General features: G+C 55.0%; 19 protein-coding genes and 1 tRNA gene. 6 read left to right on the forward strand and 14 right to left on the reverse strand.

The annotated features are described in order from the left end of the window. Positions 1 to 87: 87 nt before the first annotated feature. From AAC621_RS02435 to AAC621_RS02470, 8 genes are all read right to left on the reverse strand, one after another. Positions 88 to 2,292 carry an NADP-dependent isocitrate dehydrogenase gene (locus AAC621_RS02435; protein WP_340251881.1) on the reverse strand — a complete coding sequence of 735 codons (2,205 nt, stop codon included), beginning with the start codon at positions 2,290 to 2,292 and terminating at the stop codon, positions 88 to 90. A gap of 100 nt (positions 2,293 to 2,392) precedes the next feature. Continuing rightward, complete coding sequence (locus AAC621_RS02440) at positions 2,393 to 3,325, reverse strand: AEC family transporter (RefSeq protein WP_340251883.1); 933 nt, start codon at positions 3,323 to 3,325, stop codon at positions 2,393 to 2,395. 3 nt (positions 3,326 to 3,328) lie between these two features. Next, the gene (locus AAC621_RS02445; protein ID WP_340251885.1) at positions 3,329 to 4,126 is read right to left on the reverse strand and encodes an MBL fold metallo-hydrolase; all 798 of its coding nucleotides are present in this window, start codon (positions 4,124 to 4,126) and stop codon (positions 3,329 to 3,331) included. A gap of 4 nt (positions 4,127 to 4,130) precedes the next feature. Continuing rightward, complete coding sequence (locus tag AAC621_RS02450) at positions 4,131 to 4,961, reverse strand: TatD family hydrolase (RefSeq protein WP_340251887.1); 831 nt, start codon at positions 4,959 to 4,961, stop codon at positions 4,131 to 4,133. Between the two features lie 65 nt (positions 4,962 to 5,026). After that, the gene (locus AAC621_RS02455; protein ID WP_340251889.1) at positions 5,027 to 6,154 is read right to left on the reverse strand and encodes a DNA polymerase III subunit delta'; all 1,128 of its coding nucleotides are present in this window, start codon (positions 6,152 to 6,154) and stop codon (positions 5,027 to 5,029) included. Continuing rightward, positions 6,151 to 6,780 (reverse strand): dTMP kinase, encoded by a 630-nt coding sequence (tmk, locus tag AAC621_RS02460; RefSeq protein WP_340251890.1) that lies wholly within the window; start codon positions 6,778 to 6,780, stop codon positions 6,151 to 6,153. The genes AAC621_RS02455 and tmk overlap by 4 nt, the downstream gene beginning before the upstream one ends. Continuing rightward, a complete protein-coding gene (locus AAC621_RS02465; RefSeq protein WP_340251891.1) occupies positions 6,781 to 7,974 on the reverse strand; it encodes a D-alanyl-D-alanine carboxypeptidase family protein in 1,194 nt (397 codons plus the stop codon). It abuts the gene before it with no gap. 52 nt (positions 7,975 to 8,026) lie between these two features. Continuing rightward, positions 8,027 to 8,365 (reverse strand): SPOR domain-containing protein, encoded by a 339-nt coding sequence (locus AAC621_RS02470; RefSeq protein WP_340251893.1) that lies wholly within the window; start codon positions 8,363 to 8,365, stop codon positions 8,027 to 8,029. Between the two features lie 41 nt (positions 8,366 to 8,406). Here AAC621_RS02470 and AAC621_RS02475 point away from each other — a divergent pair. Continuing rightward, a tRNA-Ser gene (locus AAC621_RS02475) sits at positions 8,407 to 8,497 on the forward strand. A gap of 867 nt (positions 8,498 to 9,364) precedes the next feature. On the opposite strand, the gene AAC621_RS02480 is transcribed toward AAC621_RS02475, so the two are convergent. Further along, positions 9,365 to 10,528: a mandelate racemase/muconate lactonizing enzyme family protein gene (locus AAC621_RS02480; RefSeq protein ID WP_340251895.1), complete on the reverse strand. Its 1,164-nt coding sequence runs from the start codon at positions 10,526 to 10,528 to the stop codon at positions 9,365 to 9,367. Positions 10,529 to 10,659: 131 nt separating this feature from the next. Between AAC621_RS02480 and AAC621_RS02485 the strand changes: the two genes are divergently transcribed. The 5 genes from AAC621_RS02485 to AAC621_RS02505 all read left to right on the forward strand — a co-directional run bounded on the left by AAC621_RS02485 (position 10,660) and on the right by AAC621_RS02505 (position 13,630). Continuing rightward, positions 10,660 to 11,157, forward strand: coding sequence for a DinB family protein (locus AAC621_RS02485; protein WP_340251897.1), 498 nt, complete (start codon positions 10,660 to 10,662; stop codon positions 11,155 to 11,157). A gap of 111 nt (positions 11,158 to 11,268) precedes the next feature. Continuing rightward, positions 11,269 to 11,670: a thiol-disulfide oxidoreductase DCC family protein gene (locus AAC621_RS02490; RefSeq protein WP_340251900.1), complete on the forward strand. Its 402-nt coding sequence runs from the start codon at positions 11,269 to 11,271 to the stop codon at positions 11,668 to 11,670. Further along, complete coding sequence (locus tag AAC621_RS02495) at positions 11,667 to 12,047, forward strand: hypothetical protein (protein ID WP_340251902.1); 381 nt, start codon at positions 11,667 to 11,669, stop codon at positions 12,045 to 12,047. The genes AAC621_RS02490 and AAC621_RS02495 overlap by 4 nt, the downstream gene beginning before the upstream one ends. Before the next feature lie 93 nt (positions 12,048 to 12,140). Continuing rightward, a complete protein-coding gene (locus tag AAC621_RS02500; protein ID WP_340251904.1) occupies positions 12,141 to 12,821 on the forward strand; it encodes a phosphatidylserine decarboxylase in 681 nt (226 codons plus the stop codon). A gap of 11 nt (positions 12,822 to 12,832) precedes the next feature. Further along, positions 12,833 to 13,630: a CDP-alcohol phosphatidyltransferase family protein gene (locus tag AAC621_RS02505; protein ID WP_340251906.1), complete on the forward strand. Its 798-nt coding sequence runs from the start codon at positions 12,833 to 12,835 to the stop codon at positions 13,628 to 13,630. On the opposite strand, the gene AAC621_RS02510 is transcribed toward AAC621_RS02505, so the two are convergent. From AAC621_RS02510 to AAC621_RS02530, 5 genes are read right to left on the reverse strand one after another with little or no spacing between them, the layout of a single operon-like run. Beyond that, complete coding sequence (locus tag AAC621_RS02510; RefSeq protein ID WP_445322475.1) at positions 13,631 to 14,014, reverse strand: Na+/H+ antiporter subunit G; 384 nt, start codon at positions 14,012 to 14,014, stop codon at positions 13,631 to 13,633. It abuts the gene before it with no gap. Between the two features lie 3 nt (positions 14,015 to 14,017). Beyond that, positions 14,018 to 14,287 carry a K+/H+ antiporter subunit F gene (locus tag AAC621_RS02515; protein WP_317655903.1) on the reverse strand — a complete coding sequence of 90 codons (270 nt, stop codon included), beginning with the start codon at positions 14,285 to 14,287 and terminating at the stop codon, positions 14,018 to 14,020. After that, positions 14,284 to 14,775: a Na+/H+ antiporter subunit E gene (locus tag AAC621_RS02520; RefSeq protein ID WP_340251911.1), complete on the reverse strand. Its 492-nt coding sequence runs from the start codon at positions 14,773 to 14,775 to the stop codon at positions 14,284 to 14,286. Before AAC621_RS02520 ends, AAC621_RS02515 begins: the two co-directional genes overlap by 4 nt. 5 nt (positions 14,776 to 14,780) lie before the next feature. Next, positions 14,781 to 16,304 carry a monovalent cation/H+ antiporter subunit D gene (locus AAC621_RS02525; protein WP_340251914.1) on the reverse strand — a complete coding sequence of 508 codons (1,524 nt, stop codon included), beginning with the start codon at positions 16,302 to 16,304 and terminating at the stop codon, positions 14,781 to 14,783. Further along, complete coding sequence (locus AAC621_RS02530; RefSeq protein WP_317655906.1) at positions 16,301 to 16,654, reverse strand: Na+/H+ antiporter subunit C; 354 nt, start codon at positions 16,652 to 16,654, stop codon at positions 16,301 to 16,303. The genes AAC621_RS02525 and AAC621_RS02530 overlap by 4 nt, the downstream gene beginning before the upstream one ends. Position 16,655: the final 1 nt, after the last annotated feature.

The following is a 16,655-nucleotide window of genomic DNA, read 5'->3' on the forward strand; positions in this document are numbered from 1 at the left end:
GGGCCGATATGGAAAGCCCCCAAACAGAGAAAGCCCCCCGAAACCACGGGGGGCTTTGCTAAATTATCACGCGAAGTGGCCTGTGCGTCAGGCGAAAATTGCGTTCATCGTGGCCGAGGGGCGCATGACGGCTGCAACCTTTGCAGGGTCTGCGTGGTAATAGCCGCCCAAATCCACAGCCGCACCGCGACCTGCGTGCAACTCGGCCAAAATCTGCGCCTCATGTTCCGCCAAGGCTTTCGCGATTGGGGCGAATTCTGCGGCAAGCTTTGCATCCTCGCCTTGCGCCGCCAAGGCCTCGGCCCAGTAGCGCGCGAACCAGTAATGGCTGTCGCGGTTGTCAGGCTCGCCCACCTTGCGGCCAGGGCTGCGGTTGTCGTCCAACACGCCTTGGGTCGCGGCCTCGACCGCTTCGCCCAAGATACGGGCTGCGGCATTGTTCTTTGTCTCCGCAAAGAACTTAAAGCTTTCACCAAGGGCGCAGAACTCGCCCAGACTGTCCCAACGCAGGTGGTTTTCACCTTGCAGCTGCTGCACATGTTTCGGGGCCGAGCCGCCTGCACCGGTCTCAAACAAACCACCGCCCTGCATCAGCTTTACAATCGACAGCATCTTGGCCGATGTCGCCAATTCAAGGATAGGGAAGAGATCGGTCAGGTAATCGCGCAACACATTGCCTGTGATGGCGATATGGTTCTTACCTGCGCGGATCGTTTCTAGGGCTTTGCGGGTCGCTTCACGCGGCGCCATAATCGCGAATTTATCGGCCACACCGCGCGCTTCCAAAATCGGGCGCACATAGGCAATCAATTCCGCATCATGGGCGCGGGTTTCATCCAACCAAAACACCGCCTCGCAGCCTTCGGCGCGCTGACGATCAATCGCCAAATTCACCCAATCCTCAATCGGTGCTTTGCGTGCAGAGGCCGAACGCCAAATATCACCCGCCTCAACAGCATGTTCATGGATCACTGTGCCATCTTCCAAGATCATCCGAACCGTGCCTTTTGCGGCCATTTCGAATGTGGTCGGGTGGCTGCCATATTCTTCGGCCTTCTGCGCCATCAGGCCAATATTCTGCACTGTGCCGCAGGTGGCGGGATCAAGCTTACCCGTTTCTTTGAAATACTTGATCGTCTCATCATAAACGGGCGCATAAGAATTATCAGGGATCACACAGACCGCGTCATGTTCCTTGCCATCTGGACCCCAGCCTTTGCCACCTGCACGGATCAGCGCAGGCATGGATGCATCAACAATCACATCCGAGGGGACATGCAAATTGGTGATGCCTCGATCACTGTCGACCATATACATAGACGGGCGCGCTGCCATGCAAGCGTCAATCGCCGCTTTGATATCGGCCTCACCTGCAATGCGGGTCAAGAGATCACCCAAACCCGAATTAGGGTTGACGCCAAGTGCCGCCAAACGATCCCCAAATTGTTCAAAGACGGGCGCAAGATAGGCTTTGACCGCGTGACCAAAGATAATCGGGTCAGAGACCTTCATCATTGTGGCCTTCATATGCAGCGAGAACAGCACGCCCTCTTTCTTAGTTTGTTCAATCTCAGCCGCCAGAAAATCGCTCAGCGCCGCAGCACTCATGAAGGTCGCATCAACAACCGTGCCCGCGGGGTAGCTAACTGCATCCTTCAACACGGTCTCAGTGCCATCTTCCGCAACGTGAACGATGCGCGCGGTTGCGGCATCCTTAAGCGTGACCGATGTTTCATTGCTGCGGAAATCGCCGCCCGACATGGCCGCAACGCGGGTTTTGCTATCCTTCGTCCACTCGCCCATGCGATGTGGGTTGGCCTGCGCATAGGCCTTCACGGCTTTGGCCGCGCGGCGGTCTGAATTCCCTTCGCGCAAAACGGGGTTCACAGCAGAGCCTTTAATCGCGTCATATTTCGCGCGCGCGTCTTTTTCCGCATCAGTTTTTGGGTTTTCTGGATAATCAGGGATGGCATAGCCCTGCCCCTGCAATTCTTTGATTGCGGCTTGCAATTGCGGCACAGAGGCCGAGATGTTTGGCAGCTTGATCACATTGGCATCCGCCGTTTTGACCAACTCCCCCAAGGCGGCCAGATCATCACTTTGGCGCTGATCGGCGGGCAATTGATCGGCAAATGCCGCCAAAATGCGCCCTGCCAGCGAAATGTCGCGCGTGCCAACCGAGACACCCGCTGCCCGCGCAAAGCGCGCGATGATCGGCAAAAGCGAAGCCGAGGCAAGTTCAGGCGCTTCGTCAACTTTGGTATAGATGATATCTGGGGTCTGGTCGGTCATAGCTTTGGCTCCTTAGGGAGGATGATTTCGGCATCCCATAGTATACAATTGACCAAATGGGAAGCGTGAAGGTTGCCGCAGCACAAAATTTACAAGGGCCTCACCCGAGGATGATCAGCCAAATTGATGAGGTTAAAACTGTCACGCCCGTGCCAACCAAAACCGAACTGGCCGCAACGCGCCGCCCTGCCCCATACATATTGGCAAACAGATAGGCATTGGCCCCTGGGGCCATCGCGGCGGTGATGACCACCGATTTCAGATCATCACTGGGAATATGCAAAATCTGCGATCCCATTACCCACCCAATTGCGGGATGCATAATCAGCGAAAAGATCAAGACCATCGCGATCACCCGCACCTCGCCCTCAGGGCGATAACGATAGAGCACCCCACCCAACCCAAAAAGCGCGGTTGGCAGGGCCGCGCGGGCCAAAAGGGCAATCCCATCCTCGACAACAACGGGCATACCAAGCCCGATGAAATTCACAAGAAACCCCGCCCCAATCGCCAAGGTCAGCGCATTGCGCGACAGCGCGCGCCCCACGGCAAGGGCCAAGATATGCGGGGCCACACGGCCTGCCTTGACCCCCTCCATTGCGGTCACGCCCACCAGATAACAAAACGGGGCGTGGAGCGCGACAATCGCATAATTCCCTGCAAGGCTATCGGGGCCATAAGCGCGCTCCATGATGGGAAGGCCCAACAGCACGGAATTGGCGAACATGGCCACAAACCCAATCGCCACCGCATCTGTCCAAACCCGCCCAAAGATGACGCGCGCCCCGAACATGCCCAAAATGAACACAAGGATTGAGCCAGAATAATAGCTCAGCAGCAGCGGGAAATGGAAATCTTGGCTCAGATCAAGCCGCGCAATCGCCAAAAATAGCAGCGCAGGGATCGCAATCCCTTGCGAAAACTTCATGAGAAGGTCAACACCCTCCTCAGAAAACAAGCCGCGCCAAACCATCACATAGCCGAAGCCAATGACGATAAAGACGGGCAAGACAACTTCGAGAAGGGCGGACATTCTCTAGATATCCAAACTTATGCGCAGCCCATCATAGGCGGGCGAGATATGCGCAGGCAATTCATCGCAAAGCGTTTGATAGTCCAAATCTAAATGCATATTGGTCAGGATTGCGCGGCGCGGGCGGGCGCGGGCAATCCAATCTAGGCTTTGCTCAAGATGCGCATGGCTTGGATGCGGTGTGCGGCGCAGCGCGTCCAAAATCCAACAATCCAAACCCGATAGCATCTCCCAGGCAGGCGCAGGAATGTCCGAGACATCAGGCAAATAGGCCACGTCACCAATGCGAAACCCTTTCGCCATGATGCGCCCGTGTTGCACATCGAATGGCTGCAGCGTCACAGGCCCGCCTGCCCCCGTCACCACAATCTCACCATCAATCGGGTTCAGCTTCAGGATCGGCGGATAATCCGACCCTTCGGGCTGCACAAAGGCATAGCTAAAGCGAGACAAAAGATCGCTGGCCGTGGCGGCATCTGCCCAAACAGTGAGGCGGGATTTCATGTTGAAGACGATCATGCGCAGATCATCCAAACCATGCACGTGATCCGCGTGTGAATGGGTGTAAACCACACCATCAAGCACGCCCACATCTGCATCCAATAGCTGGGCGCGCATATCAGGCGAGGTGTCGATCAAGACCCGCGTTGTGCCGCCCTCGCCCAAACGCTCCACCAAAAGCGAGCATCGGCGGCGGCGGTTCTTGGGTTCACGCGGATCACAGCCCCCCCAATTGCCTCCCAAACGCGGCACCCCGCCCGATGAGCCGCAGCCAAGTATGGTATAACGCAGCTTGCCCATAACCCTAAACGCCCCCCTGCCATTGGGCGGCCTTGGAAAACAGCCTGTCAAAATTCGCACTGGTTGCAGCGGCAAATTCGGCAAGGCTGATGCCAAAGACATCCGCCCCCACCTGCGCGGTCAGGGCTGTATAGCTAGGCTCATTGCGCCGTCCGCGGTGCGGTGGCGGGGCCAAATAGGGGCTATCGGTTTCGACCAAAATCCGATCAAGGGACGCTTCGGCAAAAATGGCGCGCAACTCGTTCGATTTTGGGAAGGCCGCAATGCCCGACATTGAAAGATAAAACCCCAAATCCAATGCCGCGCGCGCCAATTCAGCCGAAGAGCTGAAACAATGCATCACGCAGGAATAAGGGCCGTTTGCATAGCCTTCGCACAGGATATGCGCCATATCCTCATCTGCGGCGCGGGCATGGATGATCAAGGGCAGCCCTGTCTCGCGCGCCGCGTCGATATGGATGCGCAAACTGTCTTTTTGCGCCTCTGCGCTATCGGCGGTGTAGTGATAATCCAGACCTGTCTCGCCAATGCCAACGAATTTTGGATGCGCTGCAAGGGCCACCAAATCCTCAACGGTGACGGGCGGTTGTTCGGCCACGCTCATCGGATGAAGGCCCGCAGCCCAGAACACGGGCGCATGGCTCTCGGCAATGCTGCGCACCTGTGGAACGTTGCCCATTTTGGTGCAAATCGTCACCATACGCGACACACCCGCCTCCACAGCCCGCGCCACGACATCGCCCAATTCGCCTTCAAAATCGGGAAAATCCAGATGGCAATGGCTGTCGACCAATTGCGGGGTGGCATCAGAGGAGGAGGTCACGCGGTCACTCATGGGCTAAAAGATCAGTCTCGCAGATTATGGCGCAGCAAAGGGGGTGATGCGCCCCTCAAGGAGGATCACGCCATCACACGCGGTGCCGCTTTTTCGATGCTTATGATCATATCAAGGATCAAAGCGGCAGGGTCAAGGTTCACCGCGCGCCCCTGTCGTGCCTTGGCGGATAAACGATCCGCAAGATCGGCCCATCCCCTACCCTCATGGGGGCTTGGCGAAAGGCGCGCCAAAATTGCCTCCTCGCCCGTGACAATGTCGGGGGGCAGTGCGCCAGTTACCCCCACACGGGCCAAGCGCGCCAACAACCGATCCAACAGCGCAAGCATCAGGTCAAACTGCGCTTCCCCTGCTTTGCCCGTGACCTGCTCGGAGAGGGCCACCGCTTGGGCGCGATCCAATCGCGGCAATGTGCCAATCAGGGAAACCAAAGCGCCGTAAAGCGCCAAACCGCCCCCCTCAATCATCTGCGCGGCCACCCCAACCGATCCGTTGGCCAATTCAACCACCGCGCGCGGGTCGTCCACTGCCACATCAATGCTGTGCATGGCTTGGGCCATCTCATCCGCCCCAAGCGGGTTAAGGCGCAACGTGCGGCAACGCGAGCGGATTGTGGGCAAAAGCTTCGCGGGTTGATGCGCAACCAAAAGCAAAATCGCATCCTCAGGCGGTTCTTCAAGCAGTTTGAGCAGTGCATTGGCCGCGTTGCGGTTCATCTCATCCACCGCATCAACAATCACCACACGCCGCCCGCCATCTACGGCGGAAAGTCCAAAAAATTGGTTCAGGCGGCGCACTTCATCCACGGTAATTTCGGCGGACAGCTTCTTGGTTTTTTCATTCCATCCGCGCCGCACCAGCAAAACCCGCGGCTCAGACAGCGCGCGCAAACGCCGCGCCACGGCCCCCTCAGGATCGGTGACAAATCCCTGCGGATCAGGCGGCATGTCGAACAAAGCCGCCCCTGCATCATTGGGGCTGTTCAATAAATGCTCCGCCGCTTTCCACGCGAATGTAGCCTTGCCAATGCCCTTTGGCCCCGTAATCAACCACGCGTGATGCATCCGATCAGAGGCAAGCGCCGCACAAAACTCGGTTACGGCGGCAGTGTGACCAATCAGTTGCGGGGCATGGCGCGGATGCGGCAGACCCTCGGCGGCATCCGCCTCTGGCAAGAGATCATCATCCTTCATAGCCGCGCCTCTACGATCCGCGCGATATCCTGTGCAATCGTCTCTTGGGGTTGATTGGCATCAACCATCGCGCAGCGGTCGGCAAAGTCACGGGCAAGCGCCTGAAACCCAGCCCGCAGCCGCTCTTGAAAGGCCAGTCCCATGTCTTCGAACCGATCTTCACCCGATTGCCGCGCCAACCCACGGGCCAAGGCCACCGCGGGATCCATATCCAATATCAAGGTCAGGTCAGGCTCTACTCCGATCACACGGGCGTGGATATCATCGACAAGCGCGCGCAAATCGCCGCGCGCCGCCCCCTGATAGACACGGGTGGAGTCCGCAAATCGATCACAAATCACCACGCCCCCACGCGCAAGCGCAGGCGCAATCGTGCGCTCAAGGTGATCACGGCGGGCGGCAGAAAACAGCAATATCTCCGTTTCGGGCGACCAGCGATCTGGATTCCCCTCGACCAACAGCTTGCGAATATCCTCTGCCCCCGCCGCACCGCCAGGTTCGCGTGTCTCAATCACATCACAGCCAAGGCCGCGCAGATGCGCCGCCAAAAGGCGGCTTTGCGTGGATTTTCCCGCCCCATCTATCCCTTCAAGACTGATAAACAGCCCGCCTGCCGCGCCCGACATTCAATTATCACTCAGGCTAGACACCTGACCCATCACGGCCGCCATAGCGCGCGAAGTTGCAGCCCCCAGACGCCCCATTATGCCTGCCTGCGCCACATCAGTGGCGGCAATCAAGGGCACTATTGTCGGCGCAAGCCCCTCAACCGCGATGTGCAGCTCACCCAAAGGCGTGCCCGCCGCAATCGGCGCGGGAATAGGTCCAGACAGCGTAACCTCCGCCTCAAGCAACCCGCCCGTCACCGTCAATTGCGGCAAGAGCATCCGCACATCATCGGCCACTGTCAAAGGCACGGTTGGCGTTTCACCCAAGAACACAGGCGCCTGCGCCAAAATATCCCCCGCTGCGATCACATCGCGCTCGACAAATTGGCGAAAGGCCCAATTCACGATCCGCTCCGCCTCGCCAGCGCGGGCATCCGCCGTAGGCAAGCCCGAAATCACAAAGGTCACGCGGCGATCGCCTTGCACGGCAGAGCCGACCAAACCATAGCCTGCCTCCTCGGTATGGCCCGTTTTCAGACCATCAGCCCCAATCCCTAACCCCAAAATCGGGTTGCGGTTAAACCGATTGTCAGGCGCGCGATTATCGAAGGGAAATTCACGCTCGTTAAAATAGTGATAATATTGCGGAAACTCGGTGATCAGACGCTCGGCCAAAATGCCCAGATCGCGCATCGACATCACATGCCCCGCAGCGGGCCAGCCGCTGGCGTTGCGAAAGGTTGCAGTATCCATCCCCAATTGCCGTGCGCGTTCTGTCATCAGCGCGGCAAATCCTGCCTCAGTGCCATCAGAGCTAAGCGCCTCGGCCAAAACCACCGTTGCGTCATTACCAGACAGAACAACAATCCCACGGATCAAATCCTCGACCCGAACGCGGTCGGTTGTGTTGAGAAACATGGTTGACCCGCCAAAGGACATGGCATGCTCTGAGACGGGCAGTGCGGTGTCCAACGTGAGGCGCCCATCTTCCAGCGCCTCAAACGTCATGTTCAACGTCATCAGCTTGGACATCGAGGCAGGCGGCAAAGGCACATCCTCATTCAGCGCGAAAAGAACCTGCCCTGAATTGTGATCCACCACATAGGCCGATCCTGCCTGTGTCTCAAACCCTTGGGCATTAACCGCCTGAGGCAGAAAAATACCTACAGCCAAGGCTAAACTGCAGCCGAAACTGCCGAGTGTCTTTGCCAATGTCACGCCCATTCCCCACCTGTCGCTCGACCCGCAGAGCTTGGCCGCGGGCTCAATTGGTTACAAAATACGCATCTTGGAAGCCAAGCCTGCGTGCAACGTCCAGATTATTGGCCCGCTCCGCAGTTGTCGAGGCAGGCCCGACCACCACCCGCCAAAAACGGCGGCCATTGGAGGTCTGATCATAGATGGTGGGCTGCAATCCAGAATTTCGCAAGGCCTGCGCGGTTTGATTTGCATTTTCTTGCAGCGCGCATTGCCAAATTGCAAAAACTCTGCTGAAAGTAAGTTGTCGCAGCGAGCTCAAGGATTCAGGTAATCGTGAGGGCAGAGGCAACTCGAAAATCAGTGCCACATAATTTTTATCACGGAAAAATTCACAATCCGGCACCCCTTCCAGAATCGCCCTCCAAGGGCTATCTCGCTTAAGTCGGAGGAGTGGCAGAGTGGTTTAATGCACCGGTCTTGAAAACCGACGTACGTCAAAAGCGTACCGTGGGTTCGAATCCCACCTCCTCCGCCATTAGGCATCATATTTTCATGAAAATATTGGCTCTAAGCTACTGATTTACCTCGAACTATCATTTTCGAGTGCGTTGAATAAAAAAGTTATTATGTCCTCCGCAAAGATTAACCGATAAACGGGGCTAGTTGCTTGGATGCACCTGCTGTCACCAAGCCTACTAGCAATGTGTCACCTTCGATGCAGCGTCATCTCGTTTGGTATGGGCCACCGGCCCAAAAATACAGCCACAACAGTGGATATTCCGGCCTTTATGAACTACAGTTGTTACAGAACGTCCGAGACCCAACGCACGGAGATGACAATGAGATCCATAACGGCATTCGCCATTGGAGCGTTAGTAACACTGGCGGCCAACGCTGTGTCAGCCTGCCCAGATTACTCACAATGGGGGCGTGAAAGCTATAACGCCAGCGGAAATCAACTCTATCAACCACAGTATTTTAATGTAGTCGCCGGGGGAGAAAACTATCTGCAAAACTGCAGACACATAAACCCTAGAACGGACCGAGGGCCAGGCTATTTCACAACTGCGCCAGACTTCACCTTCGATCTAAGGGGTATGAGAGGCTATGAACTTCACATTAGTGTAGTGAGCCAATGTGACTCAGCGCTGCTTATAAACACAGGAAGTGCAAACTGGTACTACGATGACGATGACAATGGAAACCTGGACCCAAAAATCATCCTTACATATCCATCAGACGGGTACTTGGACATTTGGGTTGGCACCTATGACGGGCAATATTGTGATGCCACTTTGCGACTAGAGACTTTTTGATAGGTCTTTGAAGGGAGAAAATTCTCTAATTTTTCCCCTTTTCAATTGCTTCTCCTAGGTTCCTCTAAGTAGACTAGGGGGAGGTTTCATATGGAGTATTTCCTTATGATTTCCGGGTCAGGCTCCACACCAATGCCTGGAGCACTAGGGACAGTTACGTAGCCTTGATTTTTTTTCACCTGACCTAAAACGTCGAGCGGTTCCTTCAATAGCTCGTCACGGAAGTGATTGTGTGTTGTGTCTAACTCCAACATTGGTTCCCATTGATTAATACCGCCTGGGATGGATGGCATAGCCGCAAGAAGTTGTAAGTTTGTTGCAACAGCTATTGCTGATCCCCAAACATGATTAATTACCGGGGTGAAATGGGCGTGGCACAGGGCTAGAACACGTAGGTATTCAGAAATGCCGCCGAGCGCGCAGACTTCAGGTTGCGCAATATCAAGACCACGGTTTTCTAAAATAGTTCGCCAGCCCCAGCGGTTAAATTCGGCTTCACCGCCCGATATGTTTACGCAAAGCCCCTGACGTAATTCACGATAACCATCAAGATCCTCAGGCGCTACAGGCTCCTCAAACCAATAGGCGTTCATCTCTTCCAGTGCTCGCCCCACGTAAAACGCATCAGAGGTTGTGTAACAATGGTTAGCATCCACCATAAACTGGCCTTTTGCGCCCACTCCTTCTGCGACAGCGGCGCAAAGCTCCACATCAGCTTTAGCTCCGAGGCCAACTTTCATTTTAGTGGCGTGGAAGCCCATTGAGAGTATACGGGATGCCTCATCCTTAAAGCGCGATTTATGGTCAGCAAAACTTTCTCGTTTTAGCATCATGCCATAACCGTAGGCTTTTATACTACTGCGGTGCGCCCCGCCGATCAGCTTGTGCAAGGGCAATCCAGCAACCTTACCGGCAATGTCCCATAGGGCTATATCTACGCCAGAAAGAGCCTGTAACGGCATGCCCTTTTGACCATGATCTCGCAGTAAATTGTAAACTTTATGCCAAATAACATCGCGATCCAACGGATCCGACCCCAAAATCATTGGTTGGATGACTAATTCAACAATACCTCTATTTGCGACTGCAATGTTTCCAGCTCCAAAGCACTCGCCCCACCCTGTTACACCTTCATCGGTCTGCACTTCAACCAAGTGCGCACTTCGCTTTGCGTAGAATTGTTGCGAATATCCAAGTTCTTCTGACAGTTCATATTGTAGAACATGGCTTTTTACTTTGGTTATTTTCATAATTGCCTTCGTCTGAAAAATAGACACACACTCACAACAGCAATCCACACATGGGTCAAGCAACGTTGCCGATCGCTTTTAACAGATAATGGCAATTATAAAGTCAAACATAAACAAAAAGGAATTATTTGATGATTACGCCCCAGTTCTGTGAACAAATGGCCCATTACAACAGTTGGCAAAATACCAATATCCGCTCAAGTTTAAGCGCTTGTTCTCATCAGGTTTTGACTGCCGATCATGGCGCCTACTTCGGGTCAATACTTGGCACACTTAATCACCTTCTTTGGGGTGATCAAATTTGGATGTCGCGCTTTGACAATGACGAAGGTCCAAGAGCGTCCGTTGATCAAAGCTCGCAACTTACAAAAACGTTTAGAGACTGGAAAGAAGAGCGTGAAAAATTAGATCAGCGTATAATTAGATGGGTTCGTGATTTAACTCAGATTACACTTGAGGAAGAACTCACCTGGTTCTCAAGAGTTTATCAAAAGGAGATGAGGATAAATAAGTCTCTCGCGATCGTTCACATGTTCAATCATCAGACCCATCACAGAGGCCAAATCCACTCGATGATGACTGCCATAGGAATTGAAACGCTGCCGACAGATATCATCGCCATGCCATAATAATTCAGATTATTTATAGTTGTTTTTGTTTTATTGATTGAGGGTTATTCTCTGGCGGCAGGATCCGTGCAAAGACGGTGACAATTTCCAAACCTGCCCTATCTTTGGCCCATGACCGAGCACAACGCCCCTCCAACCCCAAGAATCGAACTGCTGTACAATGCAGATTGTCCCATCTGCAATTGGGAGATTAATCGGTATAATAAACACGCGCCCGACCATCTGCGTTTTGTGCCCATTACAGATGAGGCTGCCGCAGGCTGGGGCGTCAGCCCTGACACAGCTTTGCGGGCGCTGCATTTACGCGACACGGGCAACCCTGATGTGCATCAAACGGGAGTTGCGGCCTTTCTGGCGCTTTGGCAGGCTATGCCGCGCACAAGATGGATTGCGCATATGGTTGGGCTATGGCCGCTGCGCCCCTTGGTGGATTGGGCCTATCGCGAAGTGGCGGCACCCGCCCTTTACCATTTGCACAAACGGCGCGAGGCAAAACGGGAGGACAGATCGTGAAGCCTATCCTTACCGCATGGGCCCTCTTGGGTTTCACAGTCGCGGGGCTTGCTTTTGCGACCGCCGCCCCACCCTATCAGCTTGAGCTGACCTGCCGCGCGGGGGATGTCACGGCCACAGTGCGGGTCGATCAACCTCGGCGCTATTTCGCGTCTCTGCGTGCCACGGCACTGCCACAGGCCGAGATTACTGACGGACGCGCGCGCTTTACGGCGCAATTTGCACATCAACACTCTGATCGGGGCGAGGAAGTTACTTTTTATCTCGAGAGCGGGGCATATTTGGGCGCTTGGACGGATGCAATCAACGAATTATGGCTCTATCGCGATGCCACGGGCGCGGTTTATGACAACGCCCTTGTCCTGCCCTGCACATAGGGGCAGAATGACGGGCATCTGTTATTGCCCCTTTACGCATGGGCCTTCGCAGATTAGGCAAGCGCTAACGCAATCCTTTCAGGAATGGCCAAAATGTCGGTTTCGATGCTCTCCACCTTTGTCAAACCCATGCATCCCGAAGGGCGCAAATTCGTGGCCATTGCGGCGGCGATCACGCTTGTCCTCTTCGCGCTATGGGAACCTTTGGGGTGGATTGGCACGGGTCTGACAGTGTGGGTCTATTACTTTTTTCGCGACCCCGAGCGCGTCACCCCAGATCGCGCTGGCGTGATGGTCTCGCCCGCCGATGGTGTGGTGTCCCTGCTTGAACCTGCGACCCCGCCCGCCGAACTTGGCTTGGGCGAGGCGCCGATGACGCGCATCTCGGTTTTCATGTCCGTCTTTAATTGCCATGTGAACCGTATCCCTGCGGCGGGGTGGATCACGGCCGTGGCCTATCATGAGGGCAAATTCCTCAACGCCTCGCTCGACAAAGCCTCGACCGATAATGAGCGCAACGGCATCGCCGTTGAACTGCCCGATGGCCGCAAATATGGTGTGGTGCAGATTGCAGGATTAGTTGCACGCCGCATCCTGTGTTGGAGCGTTGTGGATGAAGCGATGGAGCGCGGGCAACGCTTTGGCCTGATCCGCTTTGGCTCGCGGCTTGATATCTACCTGCCAGAGGGCGCAGAACCTTTGGTCAAGATCGGACAAACCATGATCGCAGGCGAGACTGTGATCGCCACGCTTGACCCTGACACGCAACACTAAGGCCCGCGGCAATGAAACGTCTGTTTTCGCGCAATTCTGGAAATGAGGGGGTGCCTTTCGCCCTTCTACTGCCCAATCTTGTCACTTTGACAGGCATGTGTTTGGGCCTTACCTCGATCCGTTTTGCGATGGATGGGCGGTTCAAAACGGCGGTGGTGTTAATCCTGCTTGCGGCTGTGATGGACGGGCTAGACGGGCTGATTGCCCGCCGCCTCAACGCCACCTCTCGCCTTGGCGCAGAATTGGACAGCCTGTCAGATTTCCTTTGCTTTGGGGTCGCACCCGCGCTGCTTGTCTATCATATGATCTTGGATGGCACTGGATCTTTAGGATGGATCGCCGTTTTGACCTTTGCAGGGGCAAGTTGCCTGCGCCTTGCGCGCTTTAACGTCATGCGGGCCGAACCTGACAAAATCGAGGACAGCACACCTGATCTCGATGATGTCATCGAAGAGGTTGAAAACAGCAAACCCCATTTCGTAGGCGTCCCTGCCCCAGGTGGCGCAATGTTGGGGCTATTGCCGCTTTATCTCATTTTTGCAGGTTGGGATTTCCCAATCATGCACCCGTTCGCTGCCGCGCTTTGGTTGGGGATTGTGGCGATTTTGATGATCTCCACGCTAAAAACCTTTTCGCCAAAGGCGCTGAAAATCCCGCGCTGGTCAATCGCACCTTTGATGATTGTCACAGTGGTCTTTATCGGCTTGATCTTTTCGATGCCTTGGACGCTCTTCGCTGCAATCTGCGCAGGCTATGGCGCGCTGATCACGGGCAATATCATCACCGCCCGCGGCAGGCTGTTTGGCTGATTAAGCGGTCTTATCGTCCTCAGGTTGTGCGGGTGGATCGTTATAGGCGGCCCAGCCGTAATCCCCACCTGATGGCGGCAACTCCGTTTCGCGCACCCGCCGCGCCATATAGGCCTTGGCGATAAAATGACCCGAAATCGGTGCGGTGAGGAACAAGAACAAGGTGATCAGCAGCTCGTGAAAACTCAGATGCCCTTTTATCAATAGGAAATAGAGCATCGAGGCCAGAAGCACCCCACCCACGCCCAAAGTTGCGGCCTTGGTCGGCGCGTGCAGCCTTTGCAACGTGTCTTGCAACTTGATCATCCCGAATGAACCCACGAGGCCAAAAATCCCGCCGATGACCAAGAGCGCGCTGATGATAATTTCTACCAACATCGCCATCCCCTATTCGATAATGTCGCCGCGCAACAAAAAGCGGCAATAAGCAACGGTTGACACAAACCCGACCATTGCGATCAGCATGGAGGCTTCGAAATAAACGCCCGTTCCCTGCCAAATGCCGTAAAGCACGACCAAGGCAATGACGTTCAGCACCATTGTATCCAAGGCAAGGATGCGATCCGCAAGATCAGCGCCCGTGGCCAGAATATAGAGATTGGCCAAGAGGCCAATGCCAAAACAGGCCATCGCGAAAATCAACGCATAGGTGATCATTGAAAAATCTCCTTCAAACGGCGCTCATAGCGGGTTTTGATCTCATCGCGCACGGCATCGGGATCATCCGTGTCCAAAGTGTGAACCAAGATCGCCTTCCCGTCCGAGGACAGCATGGTCGACACCGTGCCGGGGGTCATCGTGATGGTTCCCGCCAAAATCGTGATCGCCTCAGCCGAGGTCAGATCATGCGGGACTACAACCCATTGCGAATGGATATTGGCATTGCGCTTGAACAAGATCACCTTCGCGACTTGAATATTCGCGACAACAATATCCCACAGCACGATCAGCATAAATTCGATCGCCTTGAACGGGTGACGTAGAATAGGCCGACGCGGCCAGTAGATCGATGTCATCAAAGGCAGAACAAGCCCAAGGAACCCGCCAAGCAAAATATTGCCAAGCGTCACCTTGTTGACGAGGCCCAACCAGACCAATGTCAGCAAAAGCGAAAGATAGGGATGTGGAAAGATGCGTCTGAGCATGGGGGTCATCCTTCGCCATGGGGTGCAAGCACCGCCTCAATATAGCCCTGCGGGAAGAACAATTGATCCGCCGCAGCCGCGCCCGCGTCATAAATTGGGCCTGCGAAGACGGTCAGCCCCACTAAGAGCGCGACAAGCGCACCCATTCCCGCCCCTTGCGATAGGGTGACAGGCGGGGCGGCCTCTGCATCGGGGTCTGGTGCGACCGTAACCGATTTCCAGAACAAGATTGATCCCGCGCGCACAAAGCCCAAGATCATCACCAAAGAGCCTATCAAAATGACCGAAAAGGCCAAAGTGATATGCGGGCCATCGGCCAAGGCCTCGAGGATCAACAACTTGCCCAAGAAGCCGCTCAATGGGGGCATACCCACCATCGCAATCCCTGCGGCAAAAAAGGCAGCCGCAAACAGCCCGTTTTGTCCCAAAGGTGCTGCAAGGATTAGCCTGCCATCTTCGCCGCGCCGTGACAGGTAAATATCTGCAAATAAGAACAGCGCAGCGGCCGCAAGGGTCGAGTTCAGCATGTAATATATCGCCGCAGAGGCCGCCACGGGGGTCATGGCGGCAACCGCCAACATCATCGTGCCCATTGACCCGATTACCGCATAGGCGATGAGGTGCTCCAAACGTTTGGCGCCAAAGACACCAATCGCCCCAACCGCCAAAGTTAAAGCCGCCATTGGGATCAACCACGCGGTCACCATATCCCCAATCGCGCCCGCCTCAGGGCCAAAGGAGATGGTGTGAATGCGCAAGATTGCATAAGCCCCGACCTTGGTCATGATGGCGAAAAGCGCAGCAACGGGGGCTGGTGCGTTGGAATAGGTTGCAGGCAACCAAAATTGCACAGGGAACAACGCGGCTTTGACCGCAAAGACAAACAGCAACAAAATCCCCGCGACCCGCACTAGGGCTGCATCCTCTACGGGCACCTGCGCAATTTTCACGGCCATATCCGCGATATTCAGCGTGCCAGTTGAGGCGTAAAGCGTGCCAAGCGCGAACAAAAAGAGGGTTGAGCCTGCAAGGTTCATCACCACATATTGCAAGCCTGCCTTCAGACGGATCTTGCCCCCTGCATGGATCATCAACCCATAAGACGCGATCAAGAGAACCTCAAAGAACACAAAGAGGTTGAACGCGTCCCCCGTCAGAAATGCTCCGACAATCCCCATAAGTTGGAATTGATAGAGCGCATGAAAATGACGGCCTCGCTTATCCCAATTGGTTGCGACAACATGATAAAGCACCACTAAGGCCAAAATCGCCGTGAGCAAAACCATCAGCGCTGAAAGGCGATCAAGCACCAAAACAATGCCAAAAGGCGCAGGCCAATCGCCGAGGCGATAGACAAATGTCTCACCGCCCGAAGCCATCACAAAGAGGCCAATCGCAAGACCCAATAGGCCAAGAACGCCTGCAAATGCCCCAACCCGCGCAAGGGTTATGTCGTGCCGCATTACATAAGCGATGATTGGTGCAAGCATCGCGGGCAGAATGACGGGGGCAATGATCCAATGCATCATTTAGTCCCCTCTTCTGCTGCGTCTTCGGCATCAAGATTGATCTCATCACTTTCGTTTTCGAAAAATGAGCCCAAGGAAATCATCACCAACACCGCCGTCATCCCGAAGGAAATCACAATCGCCGTCAGAACCAAGGCCTGTGGCAAAGGATCCGTGTAGGGCTGATCACCATAGGGGTTGAGGATGGGCGCTGCATTTACCACAAGGCGGCCTGTTGAGAACAAAAACAGGTTCACCGCATAGGATAAAAGGGCAAGACCAAGAATCACGGGAAAGGCCCGCAACCGCAAGATCAGGTAAACGCCCCCAGCGGTCAGAATGCCGACCGCGCTGGCTACCAGAAACTCCATC

The sequence above is a fragment of the Roseobacter sp. HKCC-CH-9208 genome (assembly GCF_037805125.1).
Classification (GTDB): Bacteria; Pseudomonadota; Alphaproteobacteria; order Rhodobacterales; family Rhodobacteraceae; genus M30B80.